The sequence below is a fragment of the Streptomyces sp. NPDC028368 genome (genome assembly GCF_055565615.1).
The window spans coordinates 530,680-545,816 of sequence record NZ_JBVHTY010000003.1; the positions used below are offsets into that span (position 1 = coordinate 530,680).

10 protein-coding genes are annotated in these 15,137 nt (G+C 74.6%); 7 read left to right on the forward strand and 3 right to left on the reverse strand.

Going from position 1 to position 15,137, the window contains the following annotated elements; all coding sequences use genetic code 11:
• Nucleotides 1-147: 147 nt before the first annotated feature.
• The 3 genes from ACZ4S3_RS09555 to ACZ4S3_RS09565 all read right to left on the reverse strand — a co-directional run bounded on the left by ACZ4S3_RS09555 (nucleotide 148) and on the right by ACZ4S3_RS09565 (nucleotide 2,590).
• Nucleotides 148-1,335 (reverse strand): PadR family transcriptional regulator, encoded by a 1,188-nt coding sequence (locus ACZ4S3_RS09555; RefSeq protein ID WP_467929057.1) that lies wholly within the window; start codon nucleotides 1,333-1,335, stop codon nucleotides 148-150.
• Between the two features lie 2 nt (nucleotides 1,336-1,337).
• Nucleotides 1,338-2,288 (reverse strand): DUF4097 family beta strand repeat-containing protein, encoded by a 951-nt coding sequence (locus tag ACZ4S3_RS09560; RefSeq protein ID WP_467929062.1) that lies wholly within the window; start codon nucleotides 2,286-2,288, stop codon nucleotides 1,338-1,340.
• Nucleotides 2,289-2,407: 119 nt separating this feature from the next.
• Nucleotides 2,408-2,590: a DUF6104 family protein gene (locus ACZ4S3_RS09565; RefSeq protein ID WP_467929064.1), complete on the reverse strand. Its 183-nt coding sequence runs from the start codon at nucleotides 2,588-2,590 to the stop codon at nucleotides 2,408-2,410.
• A gap of 152 nt (nucleotides 2,591-2,742) precedes the next feature.
• On the opposite strand from ACZ4S3_RS09565, the gene ACZ4S3_RS09570 reads away from it, so the two are divergent.
• The 7 genes from ACZ4S3_RS09570 (at nucleotide 2,743) to fxsT (ending at nucleotide 15,115) form a co-directional block, all read left to right on the forward strand.
• Nucleotides 2,743-3,165 (forward strand): CU044_2847 family protein, encoded by a 423-nt coding sequence (locus tag ACZ4S3_RS09570; protein WP_467929067.1) that lies wholly within the window; start codon nucleotides 2,743-2,745, stop codon nucleotides 3,163-3,165.
• The gene (locus tag ACZ4S3_RS09575) at nucleotides 3,165-5,312 is read left to right on the forward strand and encodes a VMAP-C domain-containing protein (RefSeq protein WP_467929071.1); all 2,148 of its coding nucleotides are present in this window, start codon (nucleotides 3,165-3,167) and stop codon (nucleotides 5,310-5,312) included. Before ACZ4S3_RS09570 ends, ACZ4S3_RS09575 begins: the two co-directional genes overlap by 1 nt.
• 365 nt (nucleotides 5,313-5,677) lie before the next feature.
• Entirely contained in the window at nucleotides 5,678-6,733 is a 1,056-nt protein-coding gene (locus ACZ4S3_RS09580; RefSeq protein WP_467929074.1) for an AAA family ATPase, read from the forward strand.
• 5 nt (nucleotides 6,734-6,738) lie between these two features.
• Nucleotides 6,739-10,206 carry an SAV_2336 N-terminal domain-related protein gene (locus ACZ4S3_RS09585; protein WP_467929077.1) on the forward strand — a complete coding sequence of 1,156 codons (3,468 nt, stop codon included), beginning with the start codon at nucleotides 6,739-6,741 and terminating at the stop codon, nucleotides 10,204-10,206.
• Between the two features lie 107 nt (nucleotides 10,207-10,313).
• On the forward strand, nucleotides 10,314-10,532 hold the full coding sequence (locus tag ACZ4S3_RS09590) for a YxD-tail cyclophane-containing RiPP peptide (protein WP_467929082.1): 219 nt from the start codon (nucleotides 10,314-10,316) through the stop codon (nucleotides 10,530-10,532).
• A 169-nt stretch (nucleotides 10,533-10,701) separates the two neighbouring features.
• Entirely contained in the window at nucleotides 10,702-11,988 is a 1,287-nt protein-coding gene (locus ACZ4S3_RS09595; RefSeq protein ID WP_467929086.1) for a radical SAM protein, read from the forward strand.
• A gap of 115 nt (nucleotides 11,989-12,103) precedes the next feature.
• Nucleotides 12,104-15,115, forward strand: a complete 3,012-nt coding sequence (fxsT, locus tag ACZ4S3_RS09600; protein ID WP_467929089.1) for an FxSxx-COOH system tetratricopeptide repeat protein — start codon at nucleotides 12,104-12,106, stop codon at nucleotides 15,113-15,115.
• Nucleotides 15,116-15,137: the final 22 nt, after the last annotated feature.

A 15,137-nucleotide genomic window follows, 5' to 3' on the forward strand; every position in this document is an offset into this window, starting at 1 on the left:
GCTGCACCTCTTGGCCTTCACGATGCGTGTGGACAGGGGGAGTTGGCGGTGGTCCGGCCGTGCACCTCAACACGGTGAACCATGCGATGAAAGGAATTCCCCGATTACGCGCCGTGAATCCAGGCCGAGATAAGTAACTCTGGGTAACTACCGAGGGTCGGGGTGGGAGGGGGTTTCGGCCGCCCCCTCTCCCTCCGGGCCGTCCGTCTGCGCAGACCGCCCCGGATCGCGCAGCAGCGCACCGATATGGGCGGCGGTGGCGGACAGCCGGCGGCGGGATTCCCTGAGCTGGCCGGGCGTGATGCCGTGGTCGCGGGCGGCGTCCCGGAGGTCGTCGCGGAAGCGGTCCAGCAGCCGGTCGAAGTCGCGGGCCGGGTCGCCGCTCGCCGGTTCGCCCGCCCACTCCGGCGCCGGGGGAGCCTCGGCCTCGGAGTCCTCCTTGGCCAGATCGACGCGTTCGACGCGCACGTGGGGCCCGGCCGCCCCGGCGCCGTGCCCGTCGCCGGACCGGCCGGACGCACCGGACGCACCGGACGCACTGGGCTCACCGGACCGGCCGGACGGCCCGGTGGTGAAGCGGCCGACCTCCCGCGAGACCTCCGACAGCGCCTCGCGCACCGCCCCCGACCAGTCCCCGGACCGTACGTGGTCCTGGGTCTGCTCCTGGACGCGCTTGATGACCCGCTGGACCTCCTCGCGGGCGAACACCTGCGCGTCCCGGGCCTGCTTACGGGCCCGCTGGGCGTCCTGTTTGGCCCGGCGGCTCTCCTCCTTGGCCCGGCGGGCCTGTTCCTTCCACTCCTCCTTGGCGCGCCGGATTTCCTCCTTGGCCTGCCGCCAGGACTCCTTGTCGCCGAACGCGCCGTCGAAGTAGTCGGAGGGGTCGGGGAACGGCCGCCCGGCGGCGCCGTCCGCGGCGCCCTTCGTCCGGGACCTGCTCGCGCCCGCGCGGGCCTGCTGCGCGGCCTCGCGCATCTCGCGGCGCAGATCCCGCGCCGAACCGCTCACGTCCTCCCGGATGTCCGAGGCGAGCGCCGCGACCGACTCCCGGATCTCCAGCTCCAGATCGGCCAGTTCGCCGCCCCTGTCGGCCAGTTCGGCGCGTCCGGCGTCGGTGAGGGAGTAGACCTTGCGGCCGCCTTCGGTCGTGTGGGTGACCAGGCCCTCGGCCTCCAGCTTGGCCAGCCGCGGGTAGACCGTGCCCGCCGAGGGGGCGTACAGGCCCTGGAAGCGCTCCTCCAGGAGCCGGATGATCTCGTAGCCGTGCCGCGGGGCCTCGTCCAGCAGCTTGAGGAGGTAGAGACGGAGGCGGCCATGGGCGAAGACGGGAGGCATGCTCAGAGCACCTTCTTCTCGGCGTCGGAGGGGGCGGCGGGAGGGGGTGTGGGGGCGGCCCCCGGGCCGGCGGCCGAGCCCGAGGCCGAGCCGGAGCGGGGCCCGGAGCCGGCCCCCGCCGCGTGCTCGCGCTCCTCGAACGCCGGCCGCCGCAGCAGCGCCAGCCCGCCCGAGACGGTCGTGGCCCTGAGCTTGCCGGTGCCCGCGCCCAGCGTGCCGGTGATCTGCCGGGGGCCCCAGCCGCTGACCCGCAGGTCGTCGAAGGCGTTGGCGACCGATCCTGTCGTGGTGTTGGCCTCCACCCGGGCGTCGGCCGGGTCGGGCAGCCGGATGGCGATCTCGCCGGAGACCGTCGTCAGCTGGATTCCGGCGTCCTTCGCCAGGAGGTCCAGGTCCAGGGTCATGTCCCCGCTGACGGATTCGGCGCGCACCCCGCCGCCCCCGCCGTCGATCACCGTCAGATCGCCCGATACGGAGTGGAACCGCAGGTCACCGGTGACGCCCTGGGTCTCGACACTGCCCGATACGGTCTCCGCCCGGACCGCGCCGGCCAGTCCGACGAGGGTGCTGTCACCGCAGACGCCGCGCAGGTCCGTACGCCCCGAGATCCCGGAGACCACCGCGCTCGCGTCGACCACCCCGACCTCGACGCGGGTGGCGGCCGGCACGGTCACCGAGACCACGGCCCGGTGCTTCCAGCCCTTGCGGTCGAGGAACTTCAAGAAGCCCTTCCAGGGGAGGTCCTGGTACCCGATGGAGAGGGTGCCGCGGGTGTACGAGACCTCCAGCGGTGCGCCGTCGATCTCGCTGACCTCCAGGCGGGCCGGGCCGCCGTCCGAGGTGCCGACGACATTCACCGTGCCGCCGGCCATGCGCACGTTCAGTACTGCTACCGGATCGGTGAATTCCAGCTTGCGTGGCGCGGAGATCGACCACTCGGTCCGGGCTGACATACCGGGCCTCCCCTGGGTAGGCGCGCACACGGGTAGCCGTGCAACGCAACATATCGTGTCTTCGCTAGACACGATATATCGCGGAAGGGGGAAGTCAAGCGCCGCCCCGGTGCCCGCCGCTACTCGTCGTCGTCCTCGTCCTCGAGCCGCGCCAGCCAGGTGGCCAGCCGCTCCACGGGAACCTCGAAGTCCGGGTTCAGATCGACGAACGTACGCAGCTGATCGGCCACCCAGGCGAGGGTCACCTCCTCCTCGCCGCGCCGGTTCTCCAGTTCCTCGATGCCACGGTCAGTGAAATACACGCGCTCTCCACCAGGGGTCATGGGACATTCCCGGTCAGGATAGGCAGGCCCACGGACCTCTCGCGCCACAGCCGCCCGCGGGCTAGCCTGATCGTCTGTCAACGGTCCTGCGGCAATGGGGAATTGCCGCCTAGGGGGAGCAGGAGGCCGTGATGCAAGATCGCGCGCAGTACATCGAGCTGCCCGACGGTACGGGGGTCTGGGCCCGAGTCTCCAGGCTGGACGCCCCCGGCCTCGACGACTGGGGCGGCGAGTACGACGGGGACGGCGGATTCGAGGATGTCGGCGCCTGGGACGCGCTCGGCGCCCGGGTCGAGGGCCTGCGCGAGGTGGTCGGCGGCGTCGCCGCCAGCGTCCGCGAGGCCACCGCACGGGTCGCGCCGCACGAGACCAGCGTGACCTTCGGTGTGGAGGTCTCGGCCAAGCCGGGCAAGGCCGTCGCCCTGCTCGCGGACGGCGAGGCGAAGGCCAACCTCTCCATCACGCTGACCTGGCGGCGCGCGGACGGCGCCGCGGCGCACGGACACCCCGACGGGCCGGCCGACCGCCGGGAGCCGGATGATTCGGGCCGCTGATGGCGTCCCCGGACGGCCCGGCCCACGCCCGTGGCGACCGGGCCGGATACGCGCAGCTGCTCGAACACGCCGGGCGCACGACCGTAGGGCTGTGTGCCGCGCCCGGAGGCAAGGAGACCGCGCTGTGGGGGAGCGGGGTGCTGATCGCCCCCGGCTGGGTGCTGACCTGTGCCCATGTGCCCGCCCCGCATGACGGGCGGCGCCGCGAGCTCGGCCCGGACGGCGTCCTTGGCGTCGTGGTCGGCGGCCGGGTGCTCGCCGCTCGGCTGGTCTACGACCTCAGCCGGCCCGCCCCGGAGGCCGGGCCGGCCGCCGCGCGCGTCGATCTCGCGCTGGTCCGCCTGCTCGACCCGGCCGTCGAGCACCCCTGCGCCTGGCTCAGCGATCAGTCGGCGATCCTCCTGGAGGACGCGTACATCTTCCGGGGTCACGACGAGCCGACGGCGCCCCCTCGGGCGGCGCGCGAACGCGTACTACGTGAATCCGGCCGGGACCGTCACGGCCGCCGGGACGGCGGCGCGGCCGGCGGGCCCGTCGAGCCCTTCATCGCCGTGCGGTTCGGCGCGCGGGACGCCCGCGGCCTGCAGTTCGGCAGCGACGTCAAGGTCACGCCCGGTGCGTCCGGGGGGCCACTGGTGGAATGCGACCGTGGCGAGGTGGTCGGCATCGTCAAGGGCAGCCACCGGCACGACCACCTCGGCCTCGCGGTGCCGGTCACCGCGCTGCGCGGGCTCGGCCCCGAACACCTGGTGGCCGGCGCCACGGGCCTCGGCGCCGATCCGTACCACGCGCTGATGGGCCTGCACGACCGCTGGCACTGGCGAGGCCAGGACCTGGGCCTCGGCGGCGGGGCCACCTGGTTCGACGCGCAGCACGCCATCATGGCCGGGCGCGGCCGCCTGTGGGGCGTGCAGGAACGCCTCCAGGCGCTCGACCTGCTCGCCCGGCTGCCCGCGCCACGTGACCCGCTGGTCGTCGAGGAGGCGGTAGGCGCCGCCCTGGACCGCGCCGACGGACCCGGCGCCTGGACACTGCGCACCTGGCGGGACGGCCACGGCGCGCTCTACCAGGGCAGCGACCCGTACGCCGAACTGCGGTCCGTGGTGCACTACCTGCGGATCGTGGCGCAGCTGACCGCCGACGAGGCCCGCGACGTCCCCGGGGACGAGGCCGCCGCGGTACGCCAAGAGGCGGCCAGGCTCGCGGAGTTCGTACAGGCCAAGGCGGTGGTGCTGCGGCCGCAGGACCGCCGCAGAATCGGTCCGGTACGGCTCCGGCCGTGCTCCGTGCTCGTCGAGTTCGAGCCGCTCTTCTTCTACGACGAGGCCGGGCGCGAGCTGTTCAACTGGTCGGTCAGCGAGGGCTACGGGCGCGGCCAGTGGCTGCGCGTCGACGTCCGGGAGTCCGACGGCGGCGTGCCCTTCGAGCAGGCCCGGGACGAGGTGCTGCGGCGGCTCGGCGCGCGGCTGCTGCGCGCCGACGACGAGGCGGGAGAGGGTGCCCGGGTCCGTCTGGAGGTCGCCGTCCCCGAGGGCCGCTGGCACACCCCGGCCGGCCAGTGGGAGGTCGCGGCCTCCACCCGGCGCACCGCCAAGGGCTGGCCGGTGGGCCCCCGGCGCCCCGTGGTGCTGCGCGACCAGGCGCGCCGCGACGAGGTCGACCCGGCCTGGCTGCGCCGCTGGCAGGGCATCACCGCCGCCCGAGAACTGCGCGCGCTGCGCCTCCCGCCCGACGCACCTTCCGGCGCGGCTCCCGGCTCCGCCGAATCGTTGCTGCGGCTCCTGGAGAGCGCGGACGAGGGCACCCTGCCCGCGCTGTGCCACACCGTCGCCGACGGCTTCGGGCGGGAGGCCGTCGGCATCGCCCTGGACAGCGGCTACCCGGCCGCGCTGTGGCCGTCCACCGGCCATGGCGAGCGCGCCTGCGACGCCGCCTGCGAGGAGTTCCACCGCGGGGTACGTGAGCTCCTCCAGGGGCCGGGCGGGGTGGCCCGGCTGCCCGAGCTGGTCCGCGAGCTGCGCGCCAAGGCCGCCGAGCCCGCGGAGAGCGGCACCCACTGGGCGCGCGATCTGGTGCTCCTCTACGACGACCCGCTGGACCCGCTGCCGCGGCTGTTCGCGGACCGGCCGCAGGTCTCGCCCCGGTGAGCCCCCCGACGGACCGCGCCGCGAGCCGTTCCGTACGCCCTGCCGTGCGCCCCGCAGCCGCCCGTGTCGCCCCGCACGCGCCCGGCGCCCGTCCCCGCAGCGGGGCGCGCCGCAGCCGCAAGTCACGCCCTGTGGACGGCACTTGGCGCCCGTCGTGACAACATCGGAGACCGGAAACCGCCCCGTGACCTTCCGTACGGCTGGGTACTGTCATAGCGTCGTGGGAAATAAGCGAGACAGAGATTATTCGTGATGGGGCGTGGCGGACGCGGGGGAGCGCCGGGGGCGAATGCCGACGTCTCCCTGGTGGCCCTCCATGACCGTCGCTCCTGCCCGATGCCTGGCCGGCGACGAGGAGTTCCGACGTGAGCGACTGGCTCATCTACCGTGGCGCGGGGGCACCGCACGACGGAATTGAGCACCTTCCGCCGCCCCCGCCCTGGCGCGATTTCGACGGCGGGCCGCTGGTGCCGCCGCCCGCCGCCCTCGACCCCGCCTCCGAGCGCCGGCTCGGCGTACGGCCCGCCGAGGCCCGTCACCACCGCCCCGGCGAGACCGAGCGCGAGCTGGTCAACGCCGCCCTCTATCTGCGCAGGCCCCTGCTGGTGACCGGCGCGCCGGGCAGCGGCAAGAGCACTCTGGCGCATGCGGTCGCCTACGAACTGGGCCTGGGCCGGGTGCTCAGCTGGCCGGTCGTCAGCCGCAGCACGCTCCGCGACGGCCTGTACGCCTATGACGCGATCGGCCGCCTCCAGGACCTCCAGATCGCCCGCGCGGCACCGCAACAGAGCCGAACCGGCCAGGAGGCGTCGGCTGAGCCCCCGGACGAGCCGGGCGGCGGCATCGGCCGCTACATCCGCCTCGGCCCGCTCGGCACCGCACTGCTGCCCGCCGCCCGGCCCCGGGTGCTGCTCGTCGACGAGCTGGACAAGAGCGACATCGACCTGCCCAACGACCTCCTGAACGTCCTGGAGGAAGGGGAGTTCCGGATTCCGGAGCTGGAGCGGCTGGCCGGCTCCGCCTCCGAGGTCCCGGTGCTCAGCGACGACGGCACCCTGGTGACGGTGCGCGACGGCCGGGTGCGCTGCCGGGCCTTCCCGTTCATCGTCCTCACCAGCAACGGCGAGCGGGACTTCCCGGCGCCCCTGCTGCGCCGCTGCATCCACCTCCACATCCCGCTCCCGGACAAGGAGCGGCTGGCGTCCATGGTGCGGGCCCACTTCGGCGAGGGCGCGGCCGAGCGCCACGAAGCGGTCATCGATCGCTTCCTGGACCGCGAGCCCGGCGATGTGCGCGCCGTCGACCAGCTGTTCAACGCCATCCACCTCACCCAGCGGGCCGGATGGACGGACGAGGACGAGGAGGAGACCCGACGGCGGCTGACGGCCGAGCTGATGCGACCTCTTGATCGGACGAGGTGAGCGCGGTGCCTCTCGGGGAGCCTGGCCCAGGTCCCCTCGACGGACTCGACGGACTCGACGAACTCGTCGGGCGGCTGACGGCGGCGGGAGTGCCGGCCGACGCCCGCGGCATGGCCGACGCCCTCTGGCTCGCGCAGTGGATCACTCCGGACGGGACGCGCGCCGCGGCCGCACCGCCCCGCCCGGACCGCACGGATCCGGCCACTTTCTCCGTGGGGGCGGGCGCGACGGCACAGGGGGTACCCGGGCCGGACCCGGCGGACCCCGGTGCGCCGGCTCCCGCGGACCCGGCCCCCGCGAGCCCCCGCCGGGACGCCGCGCTGCTGCCCGCCCACGACGACCGGCTCACCGACCCCGACCACCACCGCCTCGGCGAGGTCGCCGTCCCGATCGCCTCCGCCTTCCCGGGACTCTTACCGCTGCAGCGCGCCATGCGGCCGATCCAGCGCTACCACCCGCCGGTCACCCCGGTCCGCCGGGAGCTCGACGACGACGCCACCGCCGAACTCTCCGCACACGCCGAAATGGTCATCCCCGTACTGCGCGGGACGCACCGCCGCACGGCCGCGCTGCGGCTCCTGATGGACGGCTCGTCCTCGATGGCCGTCTGGGAGCAGATGCTGCACGACCTGCGCCAGGTCTGTGAACGGGTCGGCGCCTTCCGCGATGTCACGGTGCACTACCTCCACCCGCACGGAGCGGACGTCGGCGTCGCCGCGGCCCCCGGCCCCGGCCGCCCGCTGCGCCCCGCCGACCAGCTGCACGACCCCACCGGCCACCACCTCACCCTCGTCATCAGCGACTGCGCCGGACCCCTGTGGCGGGACGGCCGGATGCAGCGGCTGCTCTACCGCTGGGCCGCCGACGCCCCGCTCGCCGTCGTCCAGCCGCTGCCGCAGCGCATGTGGGCGCGCACCCTGCTGCCCGCCGTCGCCGGCACCCTCGTCCGCCGCCAGGGCCCCTACCAGGCCCTCGGCTTCCGGCCCGCCCGGCGCCGCCGCCGTCGTGCCGCACCCCCGGGCACCTTTGGCCCGGCCCGCGAACGCGCCGTACCGGTCCTGTCCCCGACCCCCTCCGCCCTCGGCACCTGGGCCCGGCTGGCCGCCGCCGACGCCGGTCTCTCGCTGCCCGGTGCGGCCACCGTCGTACGGGCCGACCACGGCGCCGAGCCCGCGCCCGTGCAGCCGTCCCCGCGTGCCGAACCGTCCGACATGGTCCGGGAGTTCGACCAGCAGGCGTCCCCCGCGGCCCGGCTGCTCGCCGTCCATCTCTCCGCCGTACCGCTCGCCCTCCCCGTCATCCAGCTCGTGCAGCGCGCGATGCTTCCGCAGACCGGCCCGGCGGAGCTCGCCGAGGTGCTGCTCAGCGGACTGGTGACCCAACTCCTGCCGGACATGGGGGTACCTCCCGGCTCCTCAAGAGCTGGGGGGAGGCCGTCGGGGGCCGCGGCGGGCGGCCCCTGGTACGACTTCCTGCCCGGCGTCCGCGATGAGCTGCTGGGGCGGCTGAGCGCGGGCGAGGCGGCCCTGGTCCTCAAACACTGCTCGCTCTACGTGGAGCGCACCTTCGGCCGCAGCGCCCGCAACTTCCCGGCCGTCGCGGTCGCCATGCTCTCCGGCAGCGGCCGCGAGCCGGAGACCGGCCGGCGCGCCGTCCCGGAGCCGTTCGCCCGAGTCTCCGAGCGGGTCCTGCGGCGCTTCGAACCGGCCCTGCGCCCGCCCGACCAGCGGCCCTACGCATCCGACGGCCCGGCCGCCGAGGGCGCCGCCCTCCTGGAGCGCTACGAGCACGACCGGGCCGTCCGCGATCTGATCGAGGCCGTCCGGCTGCTGCGGGCCGCCACCGCCCGGCTGCCGGTCGCGGGCACCGACCTCGCCCGCGCCCTGCTGCACGCCTGGGCCACCTGGCGTCAGCCCGACGCCCTGGAGGAGGCCGAGCGGGCGGTCCGGGCGGCGGCGGACGCCACGGCGGCCGACGGCGGCGCCGAGAACGAGCGGACCCGGGCGCTGATCGTGCTCGGCCGGGTCCGGCACGCCCGCGCCCGGGAGCGCCGCGCCGCGGGTGCCCCGGCCGAGGAGCGCGCCGCCCTGGAGGACGCCGCCCGCCAACTGCACACCGCCTGCGGGCTGATGAGCCTGCTCGACCCCCGTGTCCTGGAGAGCATGGTGCTGCGCACCGAGATACTGCGCCGCCTGGCGGCCCTGCCCGCGCCGGGCCCCGGCCCTGCGGCCGACGCCACGCCGGGCTCCGGCCCACCGGGCTCCGGCCCACCGGACCCCGGTCCTCCGGATGCCGATCCCCTCGACGAGGCGGAACGCTCCCTCACCATGCTCCTCGACCGGTGGCCCAGCGGCCGCGAGGTTCCCGGCGAGGTCTACGCCGCCCGCGGCGGCGTCCTCCTCGACCAGGCCCTTCCCCAAGCTCTCAACTCCTCCCCCGAGCTCTCGACTCGGCTCGAGCAGGGGGGACCCCCATTGGCAGGGGAGACCCCAATCGCCACCCGGCCGCAGCCGGCCCACGCGCTCGCGGTGCGCGCCGCGGACGACCTCGACACCGCCATCGTCCTGCTGCGCCGCCGCGGCAGCGCCGCCGACCGGCTGGTCTGCGAGACGCTGCTGGAGCTGGCGGCGGCCCGCTCGCTGACCGGCGGCGCGGGACTGCCGTCCGTACTGCCCACCCTGGAGCGCGCCCGCGCGATGGCCCGGGAGCTCGCCGACCCGGCCCTGGAGGCCGACAGCCTGCGCCGGATCGCGGCCGCCCGGAGCGCGGCCCACACCCGTACGGGCTCCTTGGCCGACCTCGACGAAGCCATCGCCGCGCTGGCCGCCGCGCTGCGGCTCACCATCCCGGACTCGCCCGAACACAGCGCGCTGCTCGCCGAACGCGGCGCGGCGCTGCTGCTCAGAGCCCGGCTGGAGCCCCCCGGCGGGAGCACCGTTCCCTCCGAGACGGGCAAGCGGCTGGCCAACGAGGCGGTGCACGTCCTGCGTGAGGCGCTGGCCCGGGTCGCGCCGCAGGACCCCGGCCTGGGCCACCGCCGTCTGCTCTTCGGCCGCGCCCTGCGGCTGCGCCACGAACGCCAGCCCTCGCTCGCCGATCTGCACGAGGCCGACTGGATCCTGGAACTGGCCGCCCGCGGCACCGACGTGCCGTCCGTGGCGGCCGAGGCATGGCTCGAGGTGGGCGATGTCCAGCTGCTCCTGGACCGCCGCTTCGGCTCCCGGGAGCGGCACGACCGGGCCGCCGCCTGCTACCGCCGCGCCGCCACCGCCGCCCTGGAGGCCGGCAGCGCCGTGCTGGCCGCCCGCGCCCACCACCGCCGCGGCGAGGTCCTGGAGGACGCCGCCGGTCCCCAGTCCGCGCTGCACGCCTACCGCGAGAGCTGGGAGCAGTGGCAGCGGGCGGCCGAGGACACCGGCGCCGAGGCACAGCGCACCCGTGCCCGTATGCGCGCCCTCGAAACCGCCGGCTGACCGCCCCCGCGCGCCCTGGCCGAGTGCCTGTCCCTCCGTTGTCGAACGTGTTTCCGTGGCCGGGAGTGAGGGAACACACCCGTCCAGCCGGCCCAGAGGAGAGCAGTGTGGCGAGGACTGACCGCACCGAACCGGCTGTGGCCGCCCCATGGGCCCCGTCGGCCGAGCCGCTGCCGGATTTCACGGGTGTGGACGTGAGCGCGCTGGCCGCGGGGACGGGTCATACGGTGCTGGGAGAAGTAGCGGCGCTGCTGCTGCGCAACTGGCCGTCCGAGGCCGAGGCGGTGGCCTACTACGAGGACAGTCCGCGCGGCCCCGATGAATGACGGCGCCGGACGGCGGCCGGGAGCGTGTGTTTTTGGGCAATCGGGCTCGGGAACCGGCCAGTTGTTGAATGAGTTCGGTTCTGGGGCCGATGGTGGAGCCATGTACCTAGCAGCGGGCGGGAGTTGACGATCCCGGACCCCGGAGTCGGCGAGGGCGGGGGGCGGCGCCGTGGGCGGACAGAGCGGCCGGACAGGTGCCGTACCGTTCCGGCAGTTCGTCATCAAGATCCACTCTCGCTGCAACCTCGCCTGCACCTACTGCTACATCTACACCGGCCCGGACCGCAGCTGGCGCGACCGCCCGCCGCTCGTCCCGGCGGACACCATGCACCGCACCGCCCTGCGCATCGCCGAACACGCCCGCACCCACCGGCTGCGCGAGGTGCGCATCGATCTGCACGGCGGCGAACCGCTGCTGACCGGCCCCGGCCCGCTCCTCGAACAGGCCGCCGCCATCCGCGCCGCGCTCCCCGGTGACTGCACGGCCGCCATCGGCGTCCAGACCAACGGCACCCTGCTCACCCCGCAGGTGATCGACACCCTGGGCGCCGCCGGATTCCGGGTCGGCCTCAGCCTCGACGGCGGCACCCCCGGCCTCAACCGCCGCCGCCTCGATCACGCCGGCCGTCCCTCCTGGCCCGCGGCCGCCCGCGCCGTACGTCTCCTGCGGGACCGACCCGACGTCTTCGCCGGCATCCTGTGCACCCTCGACGTCACCGCCGACCCCGCCGAGGTCTACGGCTCGCTGCGCGCCCTGGACCCGCCGATGCTCGACTTCCTCCTCCCGCACGCCAACTGGTCCAGCCCTCCCCCCGCCGCCTCCCCCAGGCTCCGTCCGCGTGGGGGTACCCCCGGCGGCAGCCGGGCGAGTGCCCCCAGGGAGGGCCCCCGGCCCGCCTCCCTGGGCCCCGCGAGCTTCCCCCAGCCTTCGGCCGGGGAGACCCCCGCCTCGCTCGGCTCGCCCTACGGCGACTGGCTGTGCACCGTCTTCGACCTCTGGTGGGAGGGCGGCCCCGGGCCCCGGGTGCGGATCTTCACCGAGATCCTCGGCCTGCTCCTGGGCCGCCCCAGCTCCAGCGAGGCGGTCGGCCTCTCACCGGTCGTCGCGCTGGTGGTCGACACGGACGGCGCCATCGAGCAGGTGGACTCCCTCAAATCCACCTACGAGGGCGCCGCCGCCACCGGCCTCGACGTCTTCCGGCACACGTTCGACCAGGCCCTGGCGCACCCCGGCATCGCCGCCCGCCAGCGCGGCCGGGACGGGCTCGGCGCCCAGTGCCGCCGCTGCTCCCTGATGGCGGTGTGCGGCGGCGGGAATTACGCGCACCGCTACCGCGCGGACCCCAGCGCATTCGCCAACCCGTCCGTGTACTGCGCCGACCTGGAACGCCTCATCCGGCACATCGCGGCCCGCCTGGACGCGGCGGTGTCCTCAACTCACCCTCCACCGACATGACCTGACGCACTGTCGCCGGACAGGGGGGCGCGTGGGCTATCGTGCAAATCAGCCAGGCGTGTCCCAAGAATCAGCCTCTGCACGCGCGCACACCGCATCTCAGGGAGACGGTCGCATGGTCGGTCAGTCCGCTTCTTCTGGTCCTACCGGCTCCATCGAGCACATCACCATCAGCTATGCGGGCTTCGCCCGGCCATGGGCCGCATGGATCTCCCACCAGCTGGAACAGCTCGGCCACGGCACGACCATGCTGCGCTGGGACCCGCAGGCGGACACCGCACTGGCCGAGGAGCTGTCGGGACTGCTCGAGGCCGAGGGCCGGCTGCTGATCGTCCTCGACGACTGGTACTTCCGGCTGGGCCCCAAGACCCAGGAGGAATGGACGGCCGCGCTACGGGAAGCGGTGCCGCCGCACGCCGACCGCTTCGCGGCCGTCAGCGTCGGGACCCAGAGCCTGCCCGCCACCGCGGCCCTGCTGCGGCCCGCCGACCTGCGCGACCTGGACTCCCGCGAGGCCCAGCGCCGGGTGCTGCACCGGCTCGGCATCAAGGGCACCGGCCGCGCCGTGGACGAGAACGCACCCGGCGCGCCCCGCTTCCCCAACAACCCTCCCGAGGTGTGGAACATCCCACGCCGCAACAACCGCTTCACCGGCCGCGACGACGTGCTGGAGGAACTGCACGACAAGCTGGCGGGCTCCGGCGTGGGCTCGGCCCCGCCGCTGGAGACCCGGATCGCCCTCTACGGCACCTCCGGCGTCGGCAAGAGCCAGATCGCCGCCGAGTACGCGCACCGCTTCGGCAACGACTACGACGTGGTCTGGTGGATCAGCGCCACCAACCGCGGCGCCGCCCGCGAACAGCTCGCCGAGCTCGCGGGCCGCCTCGGCCTGCCGGTCGGCCAGGAGCTCGGCGACCGTATCCGCGCCGTCCACGAAGCGCTGCGCATCGGCCGCCCCTACCGCCGCTGGCTGCTGATCTTCGACAGCGCCGACGACATGGAGCAGATCGAGGACCTCGTCCCCGACGGCCGCGGCCATGTCCTGATCACCACCCTCACCCGGGACTGGTCCGGGTCCGGCAGCGCCCAGGAGATCGAGGTGCTGCCCTTCACCCGCGTCGAGTCCGTCGCCTACGCCCGGCGCCGCGCCTCCCGGCTGACCCCCATCGAGGCCAACCTCCTGGCCGACGCCGTCCAGGACCTGCCGCTGCTGCTCGCCCAGACCGCCGCCTGGCTCGACGCCAACCCCATGCCGCCCCGGGACTACATCGAGCTGATCCGCCGCGGCGAGCCCAGTCTCGTCGGCATCCGGATCTCCTCGGACTACCCGATGGCCTTCCAGACCAGCTGGGCCATAACCCTCAACACGCTGCGCGAACGCAGCCCGGCGGCCGTCGAACTCCTCAAACTCTTCGCGTTCTTCGCCCCCGACGCCATCCCCGTGCCCATGCTCGCCAAGGCCCGCCGCGGCGACCTCCCCGAACACCTCGCGGACCTCGCCGCCGAGCCGATCAGCTGGAACACCGCGCTGCGCCGGCTGACCGAGTCCACCGCCGTACGCCTGGACTACCAGGTCTCCCAGGACTCCGACCCGGCCGTCGACATCGCCCAGATGCACCGGCTCTACCACCGCTTCCTGCGCGGCGACATGACCGAGGACGAGCGGGACCAGATGTCCGCGACGGCCTGCCGGGTGCTGGTCACCGCCGATCCGCAGAACCCCTCCGACACCCGCTACTGGGAGCGCTACGCCGAGCTCATCCCGCATCTGGAGTCGGCCGGCGTCCTCGACAGCCCCGACCCGGCCGTCCAGGGGCTGCTGCTCAACTGCATCGAATATCTGCGGGTACGCGGCGAACACCGGATGGGCCTGCGGCTGTGCGAACAGTTCATGTCCCGCTGGCGCACCCGTATCGACCCCACCCAGCGCACCATGCTCGTGCTCACCCACCAGCACGCCAACATGCTGCGCCGGCTCGGCCGCTACCGCGAGGCCGAGGCGGTCGGCAGCGCCGTCGTCGACCAGCTCTCCGCCGAGCGCGACGCCTCCGACGCCGATCTGCTGCGCGCCCAGGACGGCCTGGCGGGCACCCTGATGGCGCTCGGCTCGTACGAGGAGGCCCACCGGCTCTTCGACGCCGTCTGGCGGGCCTACGCCGCCCTGCTCGGCCCCGAGGCCCCGCGCACCCTGTCCTCACGCCACAACCTCGGCTGCGTCTTCGCGCTGCTCGGCCGCTACGAAGAGGCGCTGGTCACGCACCGCGAGGTGCTCGCCTTCCGGGAGCGCGAGCTGCGCGCCCGGCATCACCTCACCCTCAACGCCGGCAACGCCTACGCCAGGATGCTGCGGCTGCTCGGCCGCTACCGCGACGCCACCTCCAGCCAGGAGCTCAACGCCCGGCTGCATCTGCAGGTGATGGGCCCGCACACCCCGCAGACCCTGCGCTCCGAACACGATCTGGCGCTGTGCCTGCGCCGCTCCGGCGAGACCGCGCGGGCCGGTGAGCTGATGGCCGACCTCGTCGAGCGCGCCCGCCAGGTGCAGGGCCCCCGCCACCCCGAGACGCTGATGGTGCGCGCCGACTACGCCACCTTCCTGCGCGAGCACGGCGACCTCGGGCACGCCCGTGACCTGGCCGAGGAGGTCGCCGAGCGGTACCGCGCGCTGGCCGGCGACAGCCACCCGTACACCGTCGGCACGCTGGGCAACACCGGTCTGGTGCGCGGCGAGTTCGGGGACCTGGCGGAGTCGCTGGAGATCGCCGAGCGGGCGCTGAGCGGGATGACGGAGGTGATGGGCGCCGACCACCCCTGGACGCTGGGCTGTGCGCTGAACGCCACCGCGGCGCGTAACCGCGTCGACGACGAGGACGGCGCGGTGGAGCTGGGCCGCGACACCCTGGAGCGGGCCAAGATCATGCTGGGTGACACCCATCCGATGACCCTCTCCGCCAAGACGGCGCTCGCCGAGGACCTGCGGGCGCTGCGCCGTGGCCAGGAGGCGGCGAAGCTGGAGCAGGAGGCCATCGGGCAGCTGAGCGAGACGCTGGGCGCCGAGCATCCGCACACCCTCTCCGCCCGGCGCCGCCGCCGCCCCTACTGGGACTTCGAACCGCAGCCCGTATAGTCCCGCCCGTCGCCCGACCTCC